General features: G+C 39.2%; 20 protein-coding genes and 1 tRNA gene. 8 read left to right on the forward strand and 13 right to left on the reverse strand.

Annotated elements, in window-relative coordinates; all coding sequences use genetic code 11:
* Window positions 1–14 precede the first annotated feature (14 nt).
* Complete coding sequence (locus HS960_RS12465) at window positions 15–1,955, reverse strand: AAA domain-containing protein (protein WP_228280315.1); 1,941 nt, start codon at window positions 1,953–1,955, stop codon at window positions 15–17.
* A 187-nt stretch (window positions 1,956–2,142) separates the two neighbouring features.
* Between HS960_RS12465 and HS960_RS12470 the strand changes: the two genes are divergently transcribed.
* The 3 genes from HS960_RS12470 (at window position 2,143) to HS960_RS12480 (ending at window position 3,613) form a co-directional block, all read left to right on the forward strand.
* A complete protein-coding gene (locus HS960_RS12470) occupies window positions 2,143–2,481 on the forward strand; it encodes a cupin domain-containing protein (RefSeq protein ID WP_159728988.1) in 339 nt (112 codons plus the stop codon).
* A 124-nt stretch (window positions 2,482–2,605) separates the two neighbouring features.
* Window positions 2,606–3,307, forward strand: a complete 702-nt coding sequence (gene bla / locus HS960_RS12475) for a BlaB/IND/MUS family subclass B1 metallo-beta-lactamase (RefSeq protein WP_159729137.1) — start codon at window positions 2,606–2,608, stop codon at window positions 3,305–3,307.
* A gap of 232 nt (window positions 3,308–3,539) precedes the next feature.
* Window positions 3,540–3,613 (forward strand) — tRNA-Ala (locus tag HS960_RS12480).
* Window positions 3,614–3,686: 73 nt separating this feature from the next.
* On the opposite strand, the gene HS960_RS12485 is transcribed toward HS960_RS12480, so the two are convergent.
* Window positions 3,687–4,115, reverse strand: coding sequence for a nuclear transport factor 2 family protein (locus tag HS960_RS12485; RefSeq protein ID WP_083663549.1), 429 nt, complete (start codon window positions 4,113–4,115; stop codon window positions 3,687–3,689).
* 342 nt (window positions 4,116–4,457) lie between these two features.
* Here HS960_RS12485 and HS960_RS12490 point away from each other — a divergent pair, with 342 nt between their 5' ends.
* The gene (locus HS960_RS12490; protein WP_228280351.1) at window positions 4,458–5,660 is read left to right on the forward strand and encodes a BamA/TamA family outer membrane protein; all 1,203 of its coding nucleotides are present in this window, start codon (window positions 4,458–4,460) and stop codon (window positions 5,658–5,660) included.
* Window positions 5,661–5,663: 3 nt separating this feature from the next.
* On the opposite strand, the gene HS960_RS12495 is transcribed toward HS960_RS12490, so the two are convergent.
* Entirely contained in the window at window positions 5,664–6,788 is a 1,125-nt protein-coding gene (locus HS960_RS12495) for a lipid II:glycine glycyltransferase FemX (RefSeq protein ID WP_159728990.1), read from the reverse strand.
* A gap of 260 nt (window positions 6,789–7,048) precedes the next feature.
* On the opposite strand from HS960_RS12495, the gene HS960_RS12500 reads away from it, so the two are divergent.
* Window positions 7,049–8,710, forward strand: coding sequence for a DNA polymerase/3'-5' exonuclease PolX (locus HS960_RS12500; RefSeq protein ID WP_159728992.1), 1,662 nt, complete (start codon window positions 7,049–7,051; stop codon window positions 8,708–8,710).
* A 3-nt stretch (window positions 8,711–8,713) separates the two neighbouring features.
* Window positions 8,714–9,190, forward strand: a complete 477-nt coding sequence (gene ybaK, locus HS960_RS12505) for a Cys-tRNA(Pro) deacylase (protein ID WP_159728994.1) — start codon at window positions 8,714–8,716, stop codon at window positions 9,188–9,190.
* A gap of 1 nt (window position 9,191) precedes the next feature.
* Here the strand turns inward: ybaK and HS960_RS12510 are convergent, their stop codons facing one another.
* The 8 genes from HS960_RS12510 to HS960_RS12545 form a co-directional block, all read right to left on the reverse strand.
* Complete coding sequence (locus HS960_RS12510) at window positions 9,192–9,959, reverse strand: methyltransferase domain-containing protein (protein ID WP_182332883.1); 768 nt, start codon at window positions 9,957–9,959, stop codon at window positions 9,192–9,194.
* Window positions 9,960–10,001: 42 nt separating this feature from the next.
* A complete protein-coding gene (locus HS960_RS12515) occupies window positions 10,002–10,985 on the reverse strand; it encodes a lipoate--protein ligase (protein ID WP_153846179.1) in 984 nt (327 codons plus the stop codon).
* A gap of 132 nt (window positions 10,986–11,117) precedes the next feature.
* Entirely contained in the window at window positions 11,118–12,122 is a 1,005-nt protein-coding gene (locus HS960_RS12520; protein ID WP_159729000.1) for an ATP-grasp domain-containing protein, read from the reverse strand.
* 13 nt (window positions 12,123–12,135) lie between these two features.
* A complete protein-coding gene (locus tag HS960_RS12525) occupies window positions 12,136–13,968 on the reverse strand; it encodes a flavohemoglobin expression-modulating QEGLA motif protein (RefSeq protein WP_159729002.1) in 1,833 nt (610 codons plus the stop codon).
* A complete protein-coding gene (locus HS960_RS12530; protein ID WP_159729004.1) occupies window positions 13,958–14,737 on the reverse strand; it encodes an N-formylglutamate amidohydrolase in 780 nt (259 codons plus the stop codon). Before HS960_RS12530 ends, HS960_RS12525 begins: the two co-directional genes overlap by 11 nt.
* An 819-nt stretch (window positions 14,738–15,556) precedes the next feature.
* On the reverse strand, window positions 15,557–16,843 hold the full coding sequence (locus HS960_RS12535; protein WP_228280317.1) for a Glu/Leu/Phe/Val dehydrogenase dimerization domain-containing protein: 1,287 nt from the start codon (window positions 16,841–16,843) through the stop codon (window positions 15,557–15,559).
* Entirely contained in the window at window positions 16,815–17,942 is a 1,128-nt protein-coding gene (gene hppD / locus HS960_RS12540; RefSeq protein ID WP_153846175.1) for a 4-hydroxyphenylpyruvate dioxygenase, read from the reverse strand. Before hppD ends, HS960_RS12535 begins: the two co-directional genes overlap by 29 nt.
* 31 nt (window positions 17,943–17,973) lie before the next feature.
* Window positions 17,974–19,131, reverse strand: coding sequence for a homogentisate 1,2-dioxygenase (locus HS960_RS12545; RefSeq protein ID WP_075991796.1), 1,158 nt, complete (start codon window positions 19,129–19,131; stop codon window positions 17,974–17,976).
* Window positions 19,132–19,448: 317 nt separating this feature from the next.
* Here HS960_RS12545 and HS960_RS12550 point away from each other — a divergent pair, with 317 nt between their 5' ends.
* The gene (locus tag HS960_RS12550; RefSeq protein ID WP_153846174.1) at window positions 19,449–20,423 is read left to right on the forward strand and encodes a fumarylacetoacetate hydrolase family protein; all 975 of its coding nucleotides are present in this window, start codon (window positions 19,449–19,451) and stop codon (window positions 20,421–20,423) included.
* A 10-nt stretch (window positions 20,424–20,433) separates the two neighbouring features.
* Window positions 20,434–21,333, forward strand: coding sequence for a flavin reductase family protein (locus HS960_RS12555; RefSeq protein ID WP_159729010.1), 900 nt, complete (start codon window positions 20,434–20,436; stop codon window positions 21,331–21,333).
* Between the two features lie 117 nt (window positions 21,334–21,450).
* On the opposite strand, the gene HS960_RS12560 is transcribed toward HS960_RS12555, so the two are convergent.
* Together HS960_RS12560 and tyrS are read right to left on the reverse strand one after the other, a co-directional pair.
* Window positions 21,451–23,208, reverse strand: a complete 1,758-nt coding sequence (locus HS960_RS12560; protein ID WP_182332884.1) for an aromatic amino acid hydroxylase — start codon at window positions 23,206–23,208, stop codon at window positions 21,451–21,453.
* 133 nt (window positions 23,209–23,341) lie between these two features.
* Window positions 23,342–24,541 carry a tyrosine--tRNA ligase gene (gene tyrS, locus HS960_RS12565; protein WP_182332885.1) on the reverse strand — a complete coding sequence of 400 codons (1,200 nt, stop codon included), beginning with the start codon at window positions 24,539–24,541 and terminating at the stop codon, window positions 23,342–23,344.
* Window positions 24,542–24,745 lie beyond the last annotated feature (204 nt).

Here is a 24,745-nt window from a genome sequence, read left to right on the forward strand (position 1 = left end):
AGTGGCATCTCGCGTTATATTGCTGAAATATCCCATTCCCACACACTATGATAGTGCCCTATCGACTCGGTATAGGCTATAAATTCTCGGTAAAACGGATGTGAACCTATTGTAGCACTATCTCCAATAACAAGCAGTTTCTTCTTAGCCCTCGTCATTGCCACATTCATCCGGCGAACATCAGACAAAAAACCAATCTGCTGTTCGGCGTTACTTCTTGTCAAACTGATATAAATAACATCCTTCTCCTGTCCTTGAAAACTGTCTATTGTCTGTATTTTAATCAAGTCATTAAAAGGTCGTAGCGCGTCTTCCCCATCCAATACCTCCTTCAATAAAGTGGCCTGCTTTCGATAAGGTGCGATCACCCCGATGCTCAGGCTTTCATTTAGGCTCAAGGAAGCTTTCCAAGCCCCAATATGGTCGTTCAGATGGGCTTTAATAAAATGAGCTTCTCCTAGATTGAAAATTGCGCCGTCACTTTCTGTTTCTTCAAACCCCGCTCCCGCTGTATCGATAAATAAGACCGGCTCGGTATCCACTGCTAAGCTCCACTGTGCCACTGTACTATCTGCTCTCAACAAACCATTATACAAGGCTGCGGACGGGTATTCCATAATTTGTTCATTCATGCGATACTGCACATCTAACAAAGAAACTAATTGCGGATTATGGTCCACCAATTTTTCGAATAATGTATGACTCAGACCATGGTTAGATACCCTACTAGATTTTACTGTTGGAGGTAATTGATTGTGATCACCGGCCAAAATAAGCCGATGTGCCTTTAATATCGGTATCCAGCAAGCAGGCTCCAATGCTTGTGCGGCCTCATCAATAATGACTGTTTCATAGCTGCGATTGCGAATAACCTCATGATTCGATCCAACCAAAGTTGCAGTGATTACCTGGGATTTATCCAAAACATCTGCACTGATAAAATCCTGAATCTTATCGACATCTTTTCTGATTCGATGGGCTTCATCAAACAATGCTTTTCTTTGCTCCCGCTCAGCCTTTCCAAAATTACGCTTATATTTTTGAGCCATCTCTGTATACGTCCGCACTTGCTTTTGAAGTGTTTTAATATCCTTATTTGCGGGATGTCGATCAATCTTTGCATCGAGTGTCAATTCTTGAAGATTTTCCGAAACCTTAACGGGGTTTCCTATTCTTGTTACTGCAACTCCAGCAGCGTCTAAACGTTCGGTTAACAGATCAACGGCCGTATTGCTCGGCGCAACAACCAATACTTGCTTGTTGTATTGTTTTAGCAATGCCCTCACGGCCTGAACCAATGTTGTTGTTTTCCCTGTCCCCGGCGGCCCATGCAAAAGAGCCACAGTACTTGCTTCCAATAGCTGTTGGATCGCTTTATTTTGCCCCGTATTTAAACTGGGATGCTCATAGAATTTTCCAATAGATTCAGTTGGAATCACCTCTTCACCGATTAATCTTCTCACAAAACTACCTTGCTTTGCATTACGGCTCAATTCCTTTCCTTTCTCCAATGCATTGAACATCTCCCGATAGGAATACTCATCAAATAACAAATCAACACCAAGCTTCCCTCTTCTGCTCCATTCTGGAAGTTCATCGACACGAAATGAAATTCGCATCCCGTCCCTATTGATCGCAGATATGATGCCCTCTATTCGATCTCGGTCGGGATCGTGATTTGAGAACAGGCAAACTGGCATACCAAAGCGAAACTTATGTTCGACCTCATAATGATTTGTTCGATTTAAATTAACGGACAAATAGTCTCCTCTTCCAAGCTCCGTATCTGTTATCTGAATCGGAAACCAGGTGACACCTTGCATTCTTCGTTCATTCAAACTACTTTTCAACAACAAATTTTCATGTTGTAATCGATCAAATTGCTGCTCTTCTTGTAATAAAGTAATAAGCTCGTCGAAATAATTCATCGTGTAATATACATATTGCTCAGGCACAAAATAACTGTTTTTTCACTTATTTGAGTCTTTTGGTTTTTAATTCGCCACATCTTTTATCAAATTTTGCAAAGCAAGTTGATATTCTACAAAAGAAGCAATGGATCTAGCCGTAAATTCATATTTATTTGCTATAATTGAAAAACAGAGCATTTTTCAATCGAAACATCCATAAATCAATAATTAGATGAGCGAAATATTCTTACACGACAGCGAGCAGCAATGGACAGACCTCGGCGAAGGCGTTATGCGAAAAATACTCGTTTTTAATGATGAACTCATGCTCATGAAAGTTCGTTTTAAAAAAGGAGCCATCGGTGCCCTTCATCAACACCCCCACACACAGATTTCTTATGTTAGTGCAGGAAAATTCCGATACCATATTAATGGTGTCGACAGCATCCTAACTGCAGGCGACTCTTGTATCATTGATTCACAATTGATTCATGGATGTGAATGTCTTGAAGAAGGAGAACTGATCGATTCGTTCACTCCTTATCGCGAAGACTTTGTTCAGTCTACCTAAAAAATGTATTAATAAGGTCTTGAAAAAATAATAATCATTTTGTTCTAACGTTAATGCTATAACATTCAAAAATATGATCTCACTTTTTTCACCCTATATTCGCACAAAACTCGTTGGTTTGTGCATGAGCATTGGTTTACTCGGTCTTTCTCCATCTCTACAAGCGCAAGAAAAACCTCTTTTAATAGAGAAGATAAATCCGCAACTGTATCTTTACACGACCTTTAATACATTTGGAGGCACCAAATATGCTGCTAATGCTGTATATCTAATTACGAAAAAAGGCATTATCCTTTTTGATACACCATGGGATTCCACACAATATCAACCCTTATTGGACAGTATCAAACAAAAACATAATTTACCCGTCATTGCCGTTTACGCGACACACTGGCACGAAGACCGGGCAGGTGGCTTTGCTTATTACAACCGCATTGGAATTCCAACCTATGCAACAAAAATGACGAACGACCTGCTAAAGGCAAATCACAAAGCCCAGGCCACTCATCTTGTTTCCACCAATAAAACCTACAGCGTCGGCGGACAGTCTTTTGTTTTGAACTTTTTTGGTGCCGGACACTCCATGGACAATGTTGTTGTCTGGTTTCCCGAATATAAGATCCTAGATGGTGGTTGTTTTATAAAAAGCTCCGAAGCCCAAGATCTAGGATTTACGGCAGATGGGGATATAAAATCCTGGAAGCCATCCCTAGCGAGGTTATTGGCAAAATATCCTAAAATTAACATGGTTATTCCTGGCCATGATGCCTGGAAAGATAAAGGTCAGATAAAGCGAACCGAAGCTCTTCTTACAGAAAAACAATAATACATCTGGATGAGCGTAAGTAGGTAGGTCTTAAGATATCTTCGTTAAACGTACTTGTTTTTCAATAGGATTGAAATATCTTGAAACAGACAAACATACAGATCCTTGATTCTAAAGTATTTACACCATAAAAAAAAGCGACTAAATAACATGCGTAGAAAAATATGTAGAAAAATAAAAAAGAGGCTTTGTTTATCCAAAAAAGTACTATCTTAGCGACACAAATAAAGCTGGGGCATTAGCTCATTTGGCTAGAGCGCTTCGCTGGCAGTGAAGAGGTGATCAGTTCGAATCTGATATGCTCCACAAAAAAAGGGTACTTACTCTATTCTAAGTACCCTTTTCTTATTTTTAATCGACCAGTTTTGACGGCAAATTCTTATTTATAAGAGTTTACAGATTTAGAAATTTTCCAGGTTCCGTTTTCTTTAACAAGTGTGATCAGATCTGTTTTCGCAAAACCATCAAATTGCATCGTAACTTTCGCTATTGCATAATCAGGTAATTCTTCAACGATCTGTGTTGTTGTTCTGCAGTTCATCTTGATTCCTTTTTGTTTTTTCAAAAATTCAATCATCTCATGACGGCTATGTTTCAAATCTTGTTTACCGCAAATTTTTTGGTCAAAATCAGCTGTAAAAAGCTTGTCCAAATTAGCTACTTGACCTTCGGTCATTGCACCAACGTATTCATCGATGGCTAAATCAGCAGTAATTAAATTGCGTTCTTCTGGCTTAACTGAAGCCATTGAGCAAGTAGAGATTGCAATCATTGCCGCTGCTACAAATGTTTTTACTAAAGTTTTCATATCTTTTTCAATTTTATAATGTATTAGTATATTTTCTTATTTTATTGTCGCTTACTATATAAATTTGTTGCGTACTTTTTTTATTTATTTTCTGATTCAAAGTTAAGACAACTCATATATTGATTTCATTACATTTAGATTAACATTACATTAAAATCGGTAAATGATATTTTTTTCTAGGCGAATGAAATTTCCAATCAATTCTCTTTATAGCCAAAACGTGACAGAATGAATAAATTATTGGTTTGAATATTGTTATTCTGTCTATTTCCTGCTAGATTGCATTCTTTCATGACACACTACGATAGCGCATACCTTTTTTATATTAAATGGTCTATTTTGATGGTTCTACTTGTACTTGCCGATACTGCATATGCACAACGTCCCGTCAATGAAATAGAAACCACCAAACATCTCGCTGATACAAGTAAACAACGGGACCTGATTGATATTGGAAAAGAAATATTAAATATCAAGCCACCCCAAACTGTCGATAGTACAGGAAAGAAAATCTATTTTTCCTTTTTACCCTTTTCGACAAATGTTCCTGGAGGAGGGCATGCTTTAATTACAAGTACAACCGCAGGATTTTATTTAGGAGATCGTTCCGATACCTATATGTCCAAAATGACATTTACTCCCTACACAAATTTTGGCAAACGATTTGGTCTGCCAATCCGTTCTTACATTTGGTTAAAAGAGAATGCATGGGTGATTGATGGCGATATCCGCCTACTAAAATACCCGCACGAAACTTGGGGAATTGGCAAAGAGCATCATGGCGACCAGCAGATTAATTTAGATTACACCTACTTTCGTTTATACCAACATGCATTAAAAAGAATTCATGGGGGCCTTTTTATGGGAATTGGTTATGACCTGGATTATAGAATGAATATTAAGTCTACGAGCAATACCAAGCTCGAAGACTACACTTCCTACCCTTATGGAACAGATTTAAAAGACAATACCATGTCTTCAGGAGTCAGCTTCAATTTAATTTACGATACACGCGCCAATTCGATCAATACTTGGTCGGGTAACTATGCCAATTTACAGTTCCGTGTAAATCCGACATTTTTAGGAAGTGATCAGAATTGGAAATCGCTATTTCTTGAAGTTAGACGATACCATAGGCTTACCCAAGACCGAAACCGCCAAAATATGATTGCCATAAGAAGTTTCTTCTGGACCGTATTTAATAGTAAAGCGCCCTATCTTGATCTTCCTAATTTAGGATGGGATCCATACAATAGTTCGGGAAGAGGCTTTCCAGTCAGCCGTTTTCGTGGCAAATCACTTTACTATTTAGAAACGGAATATCGTCGTGATATCACCCAAAATGGCTTATTTGGATTTGTTGCATTTATGAACTTTACGACATTAAACGGGCCAAAGAATTCCATGTTCGAAGACTGGAACGTCGGCACTGGTGCTGGTGCACGAATTAAGTTTAACAAAAACTCGGGCACCAACATTGGAATCGACTATGGTATCAGTAAGAATCACCGCGGCGTTAGACTCACCTTGGGTGAGGTCTTCTAATTTCTAACTCAAATGATAGCTCTGGTTTTTAAACTCCATTGAAGCATAGTACTGATATTTCCTATTGTCCAAGGGATAATCCCAACAGCCCATACGGTGGTAGATTTCACCACCAAATCCTGTTTTGAAACGATAAAGTCCATATAAAGGGTGTGAAGGATCTGCGTGTGGCGATACTCCAAAGAAATCATATTCTGTACAACCTTTTTCTTTCGCAAGCTGCATCGCACGCCATTGCAAAGCGTATGTCGCCATATAATTACGATTTTCGGAAGCAGAAGCTCCGTATAGATAAGTCCCCCGATTTGCCGCAATTACCAAAAACATAGCGGCCAAAGGCTTGCTATCCACTTCGGCTACTAAAAGATATACATCTGCGGGAGATAATGTATCACTTGCCCTTGCAGAAAGAACGATCTTAAAATAGCTTATATCATGTAAGAAAAAGTTGTTTCGAAGAGCTGTCTGCCGATAAAGCTCATACCAAATCTCCAAACTTTCAAGTCCCAGCGAATGCACACGTACTCCTTTTCGCTCTGCTAAATTAATATTATATCGAGTCTTAGATTTCATATTTCCAAGCAACATATCCTCACCCTTTCTAAGATCCATAAAAATAGTATTGGAAGGCAGTATATCTGTATTGGCTTTATGAAAGTTCCAGTTTTCTGTATTAAAATTAAAGCGCATTTCCTGAATACGTTTCTCCGGCACCCCTAGCCAATTGCCATGAAGGTCATAACAATCATCCTCTTTAGCCCAATGTGATTCCCAAGATAGATCATAGCGTATCATTATACAATTTGGTGGCAGATGGGAACGTAAACTCTCCGATAACTGTTCTAAAAAATAGCCCTGGTTTTCATCTGAAGGTTCAATCTCAGGTCCATAAGGTACATAGGCAATGCTATGTTCCTGATCTATGGCTTGTATGATAATTAATAGATCGCCGATAAAATAGGTATCGTCGTCGATCCCAACATACAGATCGGATTGTTTGGATTTAAAATTAAATGCCTTGGATTGTATACCTTGCATTTTTTTTACTGCAGACCAATAAGCAGTTTGTTGAATAATACCTGTTTTATAAAGCCCACTGATTTCTTTGTCACTAATGTCTGCTATCATGATATTTTACTATTTAATAGGGTTGTTTTTATAAGATATGCACAAAATAACCACAATTTTAACACCCAAAAACGGCAAACATAGCCAAAATGTTTGGTTAAGCGCATATGCATTTGTCACTTTGTTGTTAATTTCAAGAAATAGAGAAAAACAGGCATTTAAAGTAGCTTTTTTACATTATTTAACGCTATAATATCCGTATTTGAATTGTTATTTTGACCTAAAATTTAAGATATTTGTAGCTTAACAATTCAAATACGATGGACAATAAAGCGATCTCAAAAATTTTCAAATTATGTAGCCAATTGATGGAGCTTCACAACGAAAATCCTTTTCGAACAAAATCCATTGCAAGTGCCTCTTTTAAGTTGGACAAGCTACCTTTCCGTATTGACGAGGCTAGTCTTGAAGATTTGAGTGCACAGCCTGGAATAGGAAAAAGCACGGCTGAAAAAGCCAAAGAAGTCGCTGCTACAGGAACTTTCAAAGAGCTTGAGGAGCTTATTGAAAACACACCAGCCGGTATTATTGAAATGTTAAATATTAAGGGCCTTGGCCCTAAAAAGATTCAAATTATCTGGAAAGAACTCGAGATTGAAAGTGTCGGCGAATTACTTTACGCCTGTAATGAAAACCGTCTCGTAGAAGCAAAAGGGTTTGGTCTTAAAACGCAGGAAGACATCAAAAAATCCATTGAGTTTTCTATTTCCAACAAAGGATGGTTTTTATATGCGAAAGTGCTTCCGCTGGCAGAAAAATTTTTCAACGAATTGAAATTGCATTTCCCTTCTTCCCTGCTGTCATATACAGGAGATTTCAGAAGAAAATGCGAGGTTTTGAGCACCGTAGATCTTTTAATATCGGAAAGTATAGACAACGTCGAAAAATTCCTTGATGGACTTACTTTAGTGGAAAAAACAGAAAACTCCATAGAACTGACCGATGAATTGGGGTTTACTTTCAAAGTCTTCAGTAGCAATATCAATGATTTTTATCGCGACCTGATTCTTAGTACCGGATCCACTGCACATCTCGATCTCCTATTTAATATTCTACCAGATCTCCCTTCACTTTCCAGTGAAGAGGCCATTTACCGTAACTTGGGTTTAGATTATATTGAACCCGAATTACGAGAGGGGTTAGATGAAATAGTGCAGGCTCAAACGCATTCACTGCCAAAGCTGATTCAATACAAAGATCTCAGGGGAACACTCCACAATCACTCCACCTATAGTGACGGCGTACATAGCCTCGAGCAAATGGCATTACATTGTAAAGATGTCCTGGGGCTAGAATATTTGGGTATATGCGATCACTCGCGAACTGCAGTCTATGCCAACGGCCTCTCCATTGAGCGGTTGGAACAACAATGGAATGAGATTGCTACATTAAACGAAAAATTGGCTCCATTCAAAATTTTCAGGGGAATTGAATCCGATATTCTAGGTGACGGTTCATTAGACTATCCCGATGAGGTATTGGCTAAGTTTGACTTCGTTGTCGCCTCCGTCCACTCCAATCTGAAAATGGACGAAGACAAAGCCACAACAAGACTAATCAAAGCGATCGAAAATCCGTATACAACAATCTTAGGCCATCCAACAGGAAGACTATTATTAAGCAGAGCCGGATATCCGTTAGATTTTAAACGGGTAATCGATGCTTGTGCGGCAAATGGCGTTGTCATTGAGATAAATGCAAATCCTTTACGATTAGATCTGGATTGGAGATGGCACCGTTATGCAGTAGAGAAAGGAGTTTTACTTTCCATCAATCCCGATGCCCATCGTACAGAGGGATTGCACGATATGCAATATGGTGTATTGGTGGCTCAAAAGGGTGGTCTGCAAGCAAGCAACTGTTTGAATGCATACGCGCTAGATGCCATAACGACCTATTTTAATAAGAAAAAACAAGGCTAGGGTATGTCGAGTAAAACAAATGCTGTTCGGCTGTTGGACACGGCAAAAATAACGTATGAACTCAGAGCATATGAGGTAGACGAACAGGACGTCAGTGCTGAGCATGTCGCCCAAACCCTAGGTCTGTCACCCGAGAGACTTTATAAGACCTTGGTCTTAAAAGGCAACAAAGATCCTTATATTGTTGCCGTAGTTCCTGGAAATGCACAGCTCGACCTTAAAAAAATAGCGAAGGCCTCTGGGAATAAAAACTGTGAAATGCTCCCGATGAAAGACCTTTTAACGGTGACCGGCTATATTCGTGGTGGCTGTTCACCTATTGGCATGAAAAAACAGTTCCCAACCTTTATTGAAGAGGCCGCACAATTGGAGACAGCGATTTCGGTAAGCGCGGGAAAAAGGGGGCTTCAGATTATTTTAGCCCCAACAGACCTAGCGACGATTACAGCTGCCCATTGGTCCGATCTGATCGATATGTGAATTACCTTTTACGCCCATATAATAAAATGCGCTTGAAAGAATAGATCGCTGGAAATTTAGTAAAATGTTTTTTGATGCGTGTTTTAAATTCAGTTACAAACACAGACTTCTTATCTTCCTCCAATTGTTCCATGTAAGGAATCAAAGCAGACCCAGCAATAAAATTGTAAAGCATGTCTGCATCAGCAGCAATGAGTGGATATACACGAAGAGAAAGGTTTAATTGATCCAGGCCATTATCAAATAACAATTGCGCATAAGTATCCATATCCAATACCGAAGAAGGCCTATTCCAGCCCCTTAAATAGGATCGATAGGGTTCTTCCATCGCCAATTCAAATAAAATTTTATTTAGTATATTTTCGGGCTGATAAGGCATTTGTATCGCCAATTGCCCGCCAACATTAAGCTTAGAAATAAGCTGAGGAAAAAGAACCTGATGATCTTCCAGCCATTGTAAAGCAGCATTACTGAATATAAGATCCCAGGTTTTTGGCTCTGCAAGGAAGTTCTCAACGGAACTTTGCCTAAATTTTAGACGTTCCGTTTCCAACTTATGACTTTTAGAAAGCATTTCCGCAGAAGAATCTACCCCAAGAAAGGTCGCTTGAGAAAATTGTTCGCTTAAGATAGCTGTCTGTTCACCTGTACCGCAACCTAAATCGACTGCATGTTCCATTTTATCGGCAGTAATTAGTTCAGATAAATCATAAAACGGTTTAAAACGAATATCTTTAAATTGATTGTATATATCTGGATTCCAAGGCATATATTTATTAATTAACACCCATATCGGGCAATACTACATTTTCTATTTAAACAAGGTAAGAATTTCTGCGGGTTCAACTTTACCAAAATACGTCGTCAAATCAATTGATTTCAATAAGGTATCAATCTCTCCTACCTCATGCTTTTCACCAATCAATAAATTTTCAAGTTCATGAATTGATCGGGATGCAAAAAAATCACCGAAAATTTTAGCCCTTTCAATGTATCCTTTATGTACATCCAAATGCAACTCGATGAATCCCGCGGGGATCTTAATTGCTTTTTTAAAATTATAATTTGGCGAAAAACCGAAGTTCCAATCCCATGTTTCATACTTCTCTTCGACCAATTTTTCTATATTTTCAATATCCAAAGCGGTAAACTCAATCATTTTGGCCGCCGGATTCTCAAGTTTTATTTCTTCAATCAGCAATTCCTTAAAATCTTCAGTCGTAAAACCAGCAGGTAAATATTCAATTAAATTTGTGACACGTGCGCGATTCGATTTTACCGCCTTATCTACAAACTTCAATGGATTGACCTTTAAAGCATCACTTAATACCTGCATCTGCGAATCAATCAATATCGTACCATGTTGAATCATCTTCCCATTTTTTGCAAGCTTGGCATTTCCACTAAACTTCTTCCCATCTACTAGGAGGTCATTTCTTCCTTCTAATTTTGCAGGGATATCCAATTTGTTCAAAATATGTACAATCGGCTGGGTAAAGGTCGAAAAATCCATAAAATCATGATTTCCCAATAAGGTATGAAAAGAAAAATTTAAGTTTCCAGCATCATGATAAACAGCACCACCACCAGACATTCGTCGCACAACCTTAATCTGATGCTCGTTGACATAATCAAGATTGATTTCGGCCAAGGTATTCTGAAATTTACCCACGATAATTGAAGGGTCATTTACATAGAGTAAAAAAATATCCTCTTCCGGAAATTTACCCAATAAATACTCCTCTGAAGCGATGTTAAAATAGGCGTTGCGGGATGGAGAATCGATAATCAGCATATTTTTCTTTTTTCAAAAATAACAAGAATTTAATTCCTGTAATTCATTTCAAATTCATAATTACCGCAAATCATTAGCTTAGCAATCCCGCAGCGATTTCAACAACATCAATTTTCATCGATACAACTGTCATCAACCTCGTTTTCTGAAAGCAACTTTCTCCGCTAATTTTTCAATAATAAGCGCCGAAAAATCCTCTTTTACAATTTCTTCCGTCTGGCATAATGCACCCGGACTAAATACGTTGATTTCCATAATACGATCTCCTACCACATCCAAACCAACAAAATACATTCCGTCTTGAACTAATTTATTCCGGATCTTATCGACCATAAGCAATAACTCCGGTGAAATAATGGCTGCTTGGGTCTTTGCACCTTGATGCACATTGCTCCGAATCTCGTCCCCTTGTTGCACGCGATGAACAGCAGCATATTTACCATTAATCAAAATAGGCTCTCCATTTAGTAAAAAGAATCTGATATCACCGCGGGCAGCTTCCGGAAGATATTCCTGGCCAATCACATAACCATCTCGGGCAATAGCTTCTACAGTTTGCTTGAGGTTTTGCTGATTATCCTTATTGATTAAAAATACGTTTTTACCGCCGGACCCCTTCAAGGGTTTCAAAATAATAAGTTTATTCTGTTGTTCAAAAAATTCAATGACATCGGCATAGTTTCGGGTTACAATTGTTTTAGGTCGAATAGATTCATCAAATCCCTCGAGATACAACTTATTACTAGCCCGACTAAGGCTATCGGGATCATTGATAACCAATACACCTTTTTCTTTTAGGAGAGCGGCAAATTGTAGGGCTGAAGCGGCAGCCCAAGGTCGGCTAACCATATCCAGAACTGGATCAAATCGTAGCCAAACCACATCCATATCTTCCAAAATCATCTTAGTTTTTTCTGTTGCGCGCAATACTTCCATGAGGCTATTGGTAGAGGTAAGCATCTGATCAGGGAGTACTTTTCGCACATGGGCGGCAATATGGGCCGACTCATAGTAGAAATCGGCCAAGCCAATATAATAAATTTCATGTCCCATTTGATGGGCTTTCAATGCCAAAACAGTCGTCGTGAAACGAGCAGTTTCTTTATGGGTTTGGTTGATCACGAATGCTATCTTCATATAAAATATCTGATTACTGAATCATTTGAAATATTCCATTATTCTTTTTGAGGTTTAACAAGGCATCCTTATATGGATCCATTAGATACCTTGGTGTCAGGGTCGGAGCCTTCAATACGCCCTTTAACATGAGTTCTTCAACGATTGGTATATAATCTTCGCGGATTTTGCCCATCGTCAACAGAGATAGATCTCGTCCACTCTTGATATAATTGGTCAATTCGATTAAACCACTCAAGTATAATGCATCTTTGGTAAGCCCACCACTTCGATAGACCCGCATCGTCATTTGAAAAGCTGTTTCGGTCAAAAATTGGTATTTGTCTACCAAGACTGAAAATGTATCAATAAATGAACTGCCTTGCTGCATATGATGGACAGCGATAACTCTTCCAGCCAGAATACGTAGTCTATTATTTGTCAGGCCCCCTACCAAATACTCAGCAAGTACAGCGAGGCCTTCCTGAAGTTTTTCATAACCGGGAACGCCTAATCTAAAGAGGCTGAACGGCTGTTGCTTCCCATTATAGTAAGTAACAATATGTGTACCGACCTCATGTTGAATCAGTGCCTTTACCCTATTCCTTGGCAAACTATACTGCTTACTTATATTGAGTACGCCTTGATTTACCATCACGCCATAAATATCATCCCGTAGCCTCACTGTGGTGCCAAAGCTTGGATCTTGGTTTTTCAGATAATCCAATTCTTCCTGGGCGAGCTTAGCGAACTCTTCGGCATAGACAATATCCTCTTCTTTCGTTCTTACTTCTCGATCCGTTGTCGTAATTGTCAAAATTGCCTGTGCCTTTTCCAGCAATTTTTCATTGACAGTACCAAAAACCTGCATGCTGCCCAACAAAAACCCTTCTTTCCCCCGCTCACTCAACATGGTCATCATCTGATCTAGCTCCTTGCGTTTATCACGAAACAAATAAGCAATGGAAGGATCAAATAAATCTTCGATATGCAAGTTATAGAGGTTTCTCTTGATAATATCTGGATCAATGGGCATGGGCCTATATCGAAACACAGGAGTTTTTCGGTAATTTCCTTTTTTAAATTGCTGCCAGGCATCGTAAGAATTTGTTGGTGTAACCAATAATAAAAAATCAAATCGTTGGCTTTCCCGCGCTAATTTCTGATCAATCTCCCAAGCTAAAGGAAGCATCTTTTTAGGCTGGCTTATTTTAAATGCCGTAGGTTTAGATAAGGTATGTATGCGTATGAATTCAAAGAATGTTTTCGACAGACTCCTGGATATGGCTTCACGGAAATGACGCAGATCGATCGGTAAAATTTGCTGATCTACCCCTAAAAGGTATTTCGGTTTTATCTCCAGCCCCATGTAAAATATATTGGTGTTCAGATTATCCAACTGCACACTCGAAGGGGATAAACTTTGCGTTGCATTTGTTTTGGAATCTGTCAATATCTCCACTTTGGAAATCGATTCTTCTGTCGTCAGTTGCTTACCTAGATACTGAGCGATAGCCTGTACATTTTTCCGCGCAATATGTATTTGGATATCCTCCTCCTGTGCTGAATCCGCTGCCCAAGCTTCAATAATCAAACAAGCACCAAACTCTTCGACAAGTTGATTGAGGATTGGAGCGATCCATTCAGAAACATTCATCTGTGAATCTCTTACCCTAAAATAAGCTGGTTCTGATTTAACCAACTCTGCCAGCATAGGATCTTGACTAAAAAACTGCCTGTATAAAAACAGATAAGGAACAACTTGATTAAATACCAGTTTGTTTTTTGGCGGAATCTGTACGTGGAAAACCTCCTTATTTTTGATCATTTTTAAAATGCCAGCAAGTTGTTTCGCATTATCTTTCATAGGCAAAATAATTTTCCAGTGTTCCAATGCTGTGCAAGAGAAGTTGCTTATACTCCTGAAGCTTTTGCGGAAATACTTCCCCAGTCCATTCGTCCATAAAGTCTTTCCGAAATTCGATGGAAAAAATACAGCCTTTATCACCAAACTTATCATTCAAATACGCAGAAAGGAATCCGCCCTTAAACTTTACATTCTCACGGACGTCGTAAACTTGTCCATCTTTTCCAGTCTGTAATGCTTCCAAAACCTGATCAGTCAGCGTTCGCCATTTTTTGTGATTATGTTGTGTCCCAATATTGATCTGAGGGTCGGTTGCATTGTTCAAACTGGTTTCAGCCCCACCGCGACGCATATTATAACTATGAATATCATACATGATAAAATAGCCATAACGATCAATCGTGCGCTGAATCGCTTGGCTTATTTCATCATATATGCCATCATAGACTGCATACAGCTGATCTTTTAGTTCATTGGGTAGATCTGTTCGCCATACCCGCATCCCCCAAGATTGCTCTGGTGTAAGATAAATAGCATCTTCTCGTTTTCGATTAAGATCCAGTTGAAACCTGGAGGTTCCAGATACAAATCGATTACAAGGTAATTCGGCCAAAATAGCCGTATAAGGATCCTCTTCGCGTAATCGTTCCTCGTCTGCAATATTTATGTAGGGCATCAAATGCGCATCGACCTGATGTCCATCATGAATGGCAAAAGCCCAAAATGGGCTATCGTAATTTTCAAATTGATAGCGATATGTTAAAGACATGTACCTTTTTTTAAACAGTTTACGTCAAATAGACAGCATTGATTGCTATCTTTTTGTTTAGATAAACGCTTATGAGCAACAAAAGGTTTGAAAATTAACTGGATTGTCTTGAGAATTAGGGGCTCCCCTTCTTATCCGAAAAGAGGCTGTTAAAAATCGTTAAACAGCTAACGGGTTCAATACATTGGCATCCTTCTTGAATATTATTTCGTAGTTTCATAAATTTAGGTTAATAATTTAGTTAGTTTATAAAAAACCTGTTAGTCCCCGCTAACAGGTTTTTTATTTCCCCTAAAAAGAAAACAAAATAAATAGTAGTACATTTTATTGAAAATCAACAGCAAATAGTCAAAAAATGTTAAAAAGTAAAAAAAACTACAATCGGTTGAAACATTTTTTGAACTTACTACGTTATATAGGTACTTTTCATAAATTTAGGTTAATAATTGGTTAGGAAAACTCCTGTTGCTCCCCGCTTCGGGAGTTTTTGTTTATCAGCACTTTAAGGCAAATAAAAAACAAAAAATTTCATCAAGCGGACCAGTATTTGAAAACTATACAATGAAATTTGTTTTTAGTCTACCCCGTTTTGATCTTTCAACAAAACTTCAAAAAAAATCGAATTTCTGACAGAAATTTTAATAACAAAAAAAATGACAATATGTTCATGCTAAGAAAATAAGTTTTGGCATAGGTATTGCACTGTTTTAAGCATTCATAAATTTAGGTTAATAATTGGTTAGTTAAAACACTTGAAGTTCCCCGCTTCAAGTGTTTTTTTTATAGCGTTATAGCAAAAGCAAATTAGAATTTAGCCTCTTATTGTTCGTTATCGGTTTCCACCAACTGTTTCAATGCAAGCTCATATGCTCTCGATGATATATGCGTCCTTTTGGAAGAAACCGACCTAATTTTCTTTAATGCTTCAAAAATTACGCTGGAAACATCAGAAAAAATTGCATCATCACTAATTTCGATATTACGTTGCATTAAATAAGCAAATACTCTCGCCATACCACAATTGGCAATAAAGTCAGGTATAACCGCAACATGCTGATCTGCGAATTCCATAACAGGCCCATAAAATATTTCTTGATCTGCAAATGGTACATTGGCACCTGAAGCGATCACCTCAAGCCCATGATTTATCATGTGTTGGATCTGATCCTTTGACACTAAGCGGGAGGCCGCAGCAGGCACAAAAATATCCGTTTCCAGGCTCCATATTTCTTTCTGTATCTGATCAAAAGAAATCAAATCCGGAGAACAAAGCTCATTGCCTTTGCGCTCTAAAAACAAACGGGTAATATCTTCCTCTCCAAATCCTTCCGGATTGATCAGTCCGCCGACTCGATCAATTATACCAACTATTTTTACACCAAGTTTAGACAGATAAAATGCCGCAGCGGCAGCAACATTACCCCAACCTTGAATTACCGCTCGCTTCCCAAAGCAATTTTCGCCAAAAAGTTCATAATAATGACGAATTGACTCTGACACGCCATATCCCGTGATCATATCTGCCACTTTGTACTTGCGCTTCAGATCTGGGCTGTAGGAGCTATCTTCCAATACTTTGGAAACCCCATAACGCAATTGTCCAATTTGATGAATACGATTGCTTTCATTCACCTTAAAGTGACCATTCAAAATTCCTTCTTGTGGATGCCATAGTCCATATTCTTCCGTCAACGGGATTACATCATGAATTTCATCAATATTCAAATCTCCACCTGTCCCATAATAGTTTTTCAATAGCGGTGTGACAACCTTAAACCAACGTTCTAAAACTTCATTTTTCCTTGGGTCATGTGGGTCGAAATCAATTCCAGATTTTGCCCCCCCTATTGCAGGGCCAGATACCGTAAATTTGACCTCCATTGTTTTTGCCAAAGATTCTACCTCATGCCTATCCAATCCAGCCCGCATTCGGGTCCCCCCGCCAGCAGCACCTCCACGTAAGGAATTGATAACAATCCATCCCCTGGCATCAGTTTCACTATCTTTCCATTCGAAAACAATTTCCGGACTTTTATGCTCAAAAGCCCGCAATAATTCCTTCATCCCTTCCATACTTCTATAAGTTTCCTCGGCGTTCTTGTTCACGTTCTATTGCTTCAAAAAGAGCCTTAAAATTTCCTGCGCCAAAACTTTGTGCCCCCTTACGTTGGATGATTTCATAAAATAAAGTCGGTCTATCCTCTACCGGTTTTGTAAAAATTTGTAGCAAATAACCTTCTTCATCACGATCAACTAGAATACCCAGTTCTTGGATGATCCGTATCTCTTCATCAATTTTTCCAACTCGTTCGGGCAACATATCGTAATATGCTTCGGGAGGAGCACCCAAAAATTCTACCCCCCTTGCTTTAAGTTCCCGCACGGTGGCCACAATATCTTTGGTTGCTAGAGCCGCATGCTGTACACCTTCACCCTCATAAAATTCAAGGTATTCTTCTATCTGCGATTTTTTCTTTCCTTCGGCAGGCTCATTTATCGGAAACTTAACAAAACCATTTCCATTGCTCATCACTTTACTCATCAAAGCTGAATATTCTGTATTAATTTGCTTGTCATCAAAAGATAAAATATTGACAAACCCCATCACATCCTGATACCATTTTACGGTTTCATTCATCTTATTCCAGCCAACATTACCCACACAATGATCAACATAAAGCAGTCCAGTTTCCGTTGGATTGTAATCGCTTTCCCATTTTTCATATCCTGGCATAAACGGGCCAGAATAATTGCGGCGTTCAACAAACATGTGGACCGTTTCGCCATAGGTATAAATGCCTGCGGTCCAAACTTCTCCATTTTCATCCTTCAGAAGTTGTGGTTCCTGATAGACTTTCGCCCCTCTATTTGTTGTTTCTTCAAATGATTTTCGTGCATCATCTACCCAAAGCGCCAATATTTTGACACCATCACCATGTTTTTTAACATGTTCTGTTATAGGGTGGTCAGATTTCAACGCTGTGGTAAGCACTAAACGTATTTTATTTTGTTTTAACACGTAAGATACCCGGTCTCGAACGCCTGTCTCAGGTCCGGCATACGCATCCGACTGGAAACCAAAAGCTGTTTTGTAATAATGTGCGGCCTGTTTGGCATTGCCAACATAAAATTCAATATAATCTGTGCCATTAATAGGTAGAAAATCTTGCGCTTGGGCAATCTTTTCTGCAAATGTATTTGCCATAATTTATATAAAGGTTATTCTTTCATTTTTCCTAACTCATCCAAGATTTATAATAATCTGGATCTTCTATATCGAGTGCTTCTTGGGTCAACATCAATGGTCGAAAAGGATCGATCATCACGGCCAACTCCTCGGTTTTCACTTGCCCAATGCTTTTTTCCACCGTCCCAGGATGAGGTCCATGCGGTATACCACCTGGATGTAACGTTATCTGTCCCCTTTCCACGGATTTTCGACTCATAAAATCACCATCCACATAATATAGGACTTCATCTGAATCTACATTACTATGGTTATATGGAGCAGGAATCGAATGAGGATGGTAATCATACATACGAGGGCAAAAACTGCATAATACAAAATTATCTGTTTCAAAGGTCTGGTGAACGGGTGGCGGTTGATGCAATTTACCTGTTATCGGCATGAAATCATGAATCGAAAATGCCCATGGAAAATGATAGCCATCCCAACCAACAAAATCAAATGGATGGCTCCCATAAACATATGGATAAATCATCCCTTGCTTCTTGATCTTCACTTCAAAGTCACCCAGTTCATCGAAAGTTTCCAAATTTTGAGGTACCCGAATGTCCCGCTCAAAAAAGGGCGCATGTTCCATCAATTGACCAAATTCATTGCGATAACGTTTGGGCGTACGTACGGGAGAGAATGATTCAACAATAAACAATCGATTATCTTCCTGTTCAAATTCCATTTGATAAATCGTTCCTCGGGGTATTACCAAATAATCTCCATACTTGAAGGGGATACTCCCATATCCAGTCTTGAGTTTTCCCATCCCCTGATGGATGAAGACAATCTCATCTGCCTGGCTATTTTTATAAAAATAGTCATCCATCGACCGACGGGGAGCTGCTAAGGATATATGTAAGTCCTGATTAACCAACACTGGTGTCCTGCTTTCGAGATAGTCATCTTTTGCCTGTACCTGAAATCCCTTTAGACTGGTATGTTTAAGATGTTTGTCGCGGGCAATCCGGGGAGACACATCATAAGGCTCTCTTATTTGTTTAACGAGTGTGGGTGGATGACAATGGTACACTAAGGAATAAAGACTGGAAAAACCATGTGTGGATACTAATTCCTCGGCATAAAGCGTGTTATCGGGCTTTCTAAAAACAGTATGTCGCTGCATTGGAATTTGCCCTTGTTTAACATAAAATGGCATAATTCTACGATTTAAACGGTTATAAAATTAAATGAATATCCAAATTGCCAATAGAACTATCGGCAAGTAGTAAAAGAGAAGATTAGTATTGTGCAAAAACGATATCAGCTATGATTGCTTTATTAAAAGCAACATAGGGCATGGAGGACGCAAAGCGATGTACACCACGATTGATCATTTTTTATAGTTTATAATGCTTTAATAAAGGTAAGAATATTTTTCTATTTTCAAGAGAAGAAATATTTTTTTCAAATCTTATACAATATATTTGTGTCGAATGCTAACAACATTGAATAACCAAATAGAACACTTCATATATGAGAATTGTCACTAGCACTAAAAATGGTCAACAAGAATTGGGCATTGTTATAGACGACCGCTTTTATAGTTGCTCAGTCATCGATCAAAACCTTCCCACAACGATGTCGGACTTCCTCAAAGGTGGCGAAGATACCATGAATCAGCTACAAATCTTTGAAACAGCTTTGCGTCAAGGAGCTATGAACAGGCCCTATCGTCTACTAGACGATATCCAACTTATCGCCCCCGTACCACAGCCAACATCTTTTCGTGATGCTTACGCTTTTCGACAGCATGTCGCAACCTCAAGAAGAAACCGCGGATTAGATATGATCCCCGAATTTGATGAATTTCCTGTTTTCTATTTCTCCAACCATCAGTCCATACAGGGACCTGGTCCTGTTCAATGTATGCCCTTACATTTAAATCAACTGGATTTTGAACTAGAAATTGCAATAGTCATCAACAAACCAGGAATCAATATTCCTGCCGCTCAGGCGGATGAGTATATTGCTGGCTATATGATTATGAATGATTTTAGTGCCAGAAAACTTCAAATGGAGGAAATGAAATTGAGTTTGGGCCCTGCCAAGGGCAAAGATTTTGCAACAGCAATTGGACCTTACTTGGTGACAAAGGATGAATTGGAACCTTATAAGGTTCAACCTGCAGCAGGACATATTGGCGACTGTTATGAGCTCAATATGACTTGTAAAGTAAACGGCACGCAAGTCTCAGTGGGTAATTTTGCGAGTATGCACTGGACTTTTGCAGAAATTATTGAACGGGTTTCCTATGGTGTACAAATTTCCCCTGGTGATATAATCGGTTCTGGGACAGTCGGAACAGGCTGCTTTCTTGAGCTCAATGGCACGGCACGCATAGCGGATCCTAATCATAAAGACCAATGGCTCGACCTTGGCGATGAGATTGAACTAGAAATCACAGCGCTCGGAAAACTTTCCAATTCTATTGTATTATACCATTCATAAATCTACGGATATGACCGCTTCCTTTGAAACCATCACCTTTGAATCTGTTAAAGACAAAGCTATTATAGATAATTTAATTAAGTATGCTGTTGCACCGCGGCCAATTTGCTTTGCAAGCACGATCGATAGCAATGGAAACATAAATTTAAGCCCCTTCAGCTATTTTAACCTGATGTCCCATCAGCCGCCAATCTGTGTTTTCTCTCCATTGCGACGCATGCGTGATGGTAGTACCAAACATACATTGGATAATATACAGGAGGTTAATGAAGTTGTCATCAATATTGTTAACTACGATATGGTCCAGCAACAATCACTTGCCAGTACCGAATATGGCAAGGAAATAAATGAATTTGATAAGTCGGGTTTTACGCCCATCCCCTCTATTCGAGTTGCACCACCTCGTGTAGCCGAATCCCCAGTCCAGCTGGAATGTCGGGTCAGAGAGGTTGTCGCATTAAGCGATGAGCCAGGAGCTGGAAATCTCGTTATCGCCGAGATCCTCTATATGCATGTCCATAAACACTTGTTGGGCAAGAACAATACCATTCAACAAAAAGATTTGGATCTGGTAGCAAGGCTTGGTGGTGATTGGTATTGTCGTGTAACCGACGAAAACTTATTTATTGTACCGAAGCCCCTCCGTAGCCTGGGAATTGGCATAGACCAACTTCCAGAAAAAATTAGATTTTCCAATGTATTAACCGGAAATCACCTTGGGCTGCTGGCTAACGTAGAAACACGACCAACATTAAAAGACCCACAGCAAGAAGATAAGTACTTCAACTATCTGAAGCTAAACTTTGAAGACAGCCCATCAAAGTTCACACAAAAAGTTCACGAATATGCTGCCCAACTATTAGATGCGGGCAAACTTGATCAAGCCTGGCAAATACTTTTGCAGGCATAGCTTAAAATAGACAGTAAAAAAAGAGAGCTCTACATAGGTCTAATAGCTCTCTTTTTTAAATTTCAATGTTTTCTTCTACCGTTTAATGTTAGAAGTCCATCTCACGCAAACCACTTTTTAGTGGTTATTTAAATCTTCCTCCTTAGCAACACGTAATCCATCATCAATCAGTTTTTTCAAATTTGGATATAGGATAATAAATTCCAAGAGCCTTTGTTCGGCCTTAGTAGTTAATTCCGCTCCATCATTAGCCCGGGCAATTTCAAATAATTCAACCAAACCTAACCAATGATCTGCATTTTCCGGTCCCAATTGACTGAAAATCTCCAGCCAGACTTTCTGATCAAAACCGTTGTCCCGCAAATTCCGTATCGCAGCATGACAATTCACTAGTTTTACATCTTCCGTTTCGGTAGGTATTGAAGATAGATCCTGATCCAGCTGTTCTTCCAGCGCGTCATAGGCATCTTTATCCGCAGCGCCTGCAAATACAGATACTATTTCGGCTCCGACAGCCATATCGTATGTTCCCCATTCAGGTTTAAAATACACCTCTTCCCTATCGCTACGGTATACCTCACATCCTATAAATGAAATCAAAACAATCTTGCCAAATTGACGTACAATCTTTTGAACAATTCCCGATACAATAATCCCTGAAGCAAAGTTTAACGAACACTGCTGCCCTTCCACTATACCATATTGAATCAATGTTGCTTCATCAAAATCGGCTAAGTTACGATCTGCACCGCGCAAGTGTCCTACTGGAGAGCCAAACCCTTCGCTATGATAAATTATACCGTGGCCTTCAAGCTGTTTACCTGCTACCGCCAAAGCTGTAGGTCCTTGTGTTTGAATATAAGAGAGATTTTTATCCGCGTTGGCCAACTTAAAAACGCCCGACACCTGCAAACCAGAACTATATTCCACCGTGCAAACAGCTTTACAGTCTATTGCCTTGTCAAGGCTCTGTTTGCCCCCTACGCGAAAAGCCATGGTATCAGCAAATTTATCCAATACTAGCTTTAGGTGTTCAAAATCCGGTGTAACAAATAGCTGTGGTTGTGGTTTGGTAATATCATAAGGATATTCGATTGCATTTAAACCATACGCCAACTTAGGCACATCTTCCTTCATGCAGCTTGCGCTTTCTCCAATGGAAGACAGTAAACCAGCTCCATAAATTTTGGGGTTATGAAGATCTCCAATAAGTCCGTATTCCACAGTCCACCAATGCAACCTGCTCAACAATGCCATCTCCGAAGGCTCGCCCATATTATCTTGAATGATCTGCAAATTTTTCTCCGCTTCCGCCAACTCAGCCGCCGTTGTTGTAGCGTGTTCTTTTAAAATAGATAGGTGGCGAATAGCTTCGTAGAGTTCAAAATCTTTGCCCGAAGAAAGTGCTTTCGTACCAACCTCCCCAAAGTACTGCAAATATGTAGCATAATCTGGCTCACCGATTATAGGTGCATGTCCTGAAGATTCGTGAATAATATCTGGTGCCGGTGTATATTCGATATGTTCCAATTGACGTATGTCTGCAGCAATAACTAGTACGCGGTGCGCCTGAAATTCCATAAAAGCAGCCGGCGGAATAAATCCATCCACAGTCACAGCTCCCCAGCCAATTAATTTTAGACTATCGTTCATGTCCTGTAGGTTCGGGATGGTCGCGATGGATAATCCTGCTTTCTTCAATCCCGGAATATAAGGGTAATAGGCTACATCTTTCAAGAAAGAATAATTCTGACGCATGACATAACGCCACAATGCTTGATCCAGCGCGGTGTAACGTTCATATCGTTGGGCTACTACATAGCGTTTCAAATGTTTCGGCAACCGCTCCAAAACAATGTTATTATATGTTTCCATCTATAATTGGTATGAAAATAAAGTATGAGACTCCTATATGAAGGTAGAAATTATTTATGGCTTAAGAAAGAACCACGATATTATTTCACTATTTTCAGCAAAATATTAAAAAAGTATACCGTCACAAACCTTACTAGATAACTCTAAAATAAGCTCTTTTACCTAATTTAATTTTAAAACACGTATTCAAATCAAGCATCAGATCCGGATTCAGCTGTTTTATTGAATCGATCTGCACTGCACCGCCTATAATCAATCTTCGCATAGCTGACTTTGTTGCCCCCTTTAGGAAATGACATAGATCGACCAGTTTAATCTGTTCACCAAACTGTGCGCGCAATATTTGACCCGACACCTCCTCAAAAGCCTTTTCTTCTAATTTCTTGCTCTGAAATTGCTTAACAAAAAAATCAACCGCACGCATCGCAAACTCGTCGCCATGGTATTGGGCAACTAGATTATGTGCAATAAGTTTTTTAATTTCCATTGGATTTTCGCCCATTTCAATACGGGTCTTCATGCCAAGTTTGGTTTCCTGATTGAAGTCAGTTGTCAAGTCAATATATTCTGGAATTAAATGATCAGGAATAGACATGGTTTTACCAAACATTTCATTCGGTTCATCCAAAAGACCGATCGTATTGTTTAATGATTTGCTCATTTTTTCTTTTCCGTCCAGCCCGCGCAACAAGGGCATACACAGTACTATTTGTGGATCCTGTCCAAAAGATTCCTGTAGCTGCCGGCCCATCGCGCAATTAAACAGTTGGTCCGTTCCCCCCATTTCGATATCACTATTGACATGTACAGAGTCAAAGCCCTGCAATATCGGGTAAAGCAATTCATGCATGGCTATTGATTGGTTTTCGTTAAAACGCTTATTAAAATCATGCCGCTGCATCAATTGAGCGACGGTGACTTTCGATACCAGCTGGATAACTTCTGTAAAATTTAGTTGATCCAACCAGTCTCCATTAAAAACAACTTTCGCTTTTGAAACATCAATAATTTTAGACAGTTGCGCAATGTAGGTTGCCGCATTGTGCGCTATCGCATCCTGGCATAAAGGTTTACGGGCTTTATTTTTTCCTGTAGGATCGCCGATCCGAGCTGTAAAACTACCAACGAGGATCACGACTTCGTGCCCCAGCTGCTGAAACTGCCGTAGTTTCTTTAACACTACAGCGTGCCCTAAATGAAGATCCGGCGCTGTTGGATCAAAACCAAGTTTTATAATCAATGGTCGGTTCTTTTCTTCAGCCTCCTTCAACTTCGACGCAAGTCCCTCCTTCGGTAAAATAATTTCGATATTTTCTTCTAACTCTTTTAACATGGTGTTATATAAAATAAAAAAAGCCCGAACGTTATGTTCGGGCTTAGCTATAAATAATAATTTGAATTTCTTAATTTAATAGGCATAGGGGTCCCGAACGATTATCGGGCGATAATAATTAAAGAAAAATGGAAGACGTAATATGTTGTTCATTTTCTTCATTGCTTGACAAAGGTAGCGCTATATTTTTAAAATGCAAAAATA

This window comes from Sphingobacterium paramultivorum (genome assembly GCF_014109745.1).
Taxonomy (GTDB): Bacteria; Bacteroidota; Bacteroidia; order Sphingobacteriales; family Sphingobacteriaceae; genus Sphingobacterium; species Sphingobacterium paramultivorum.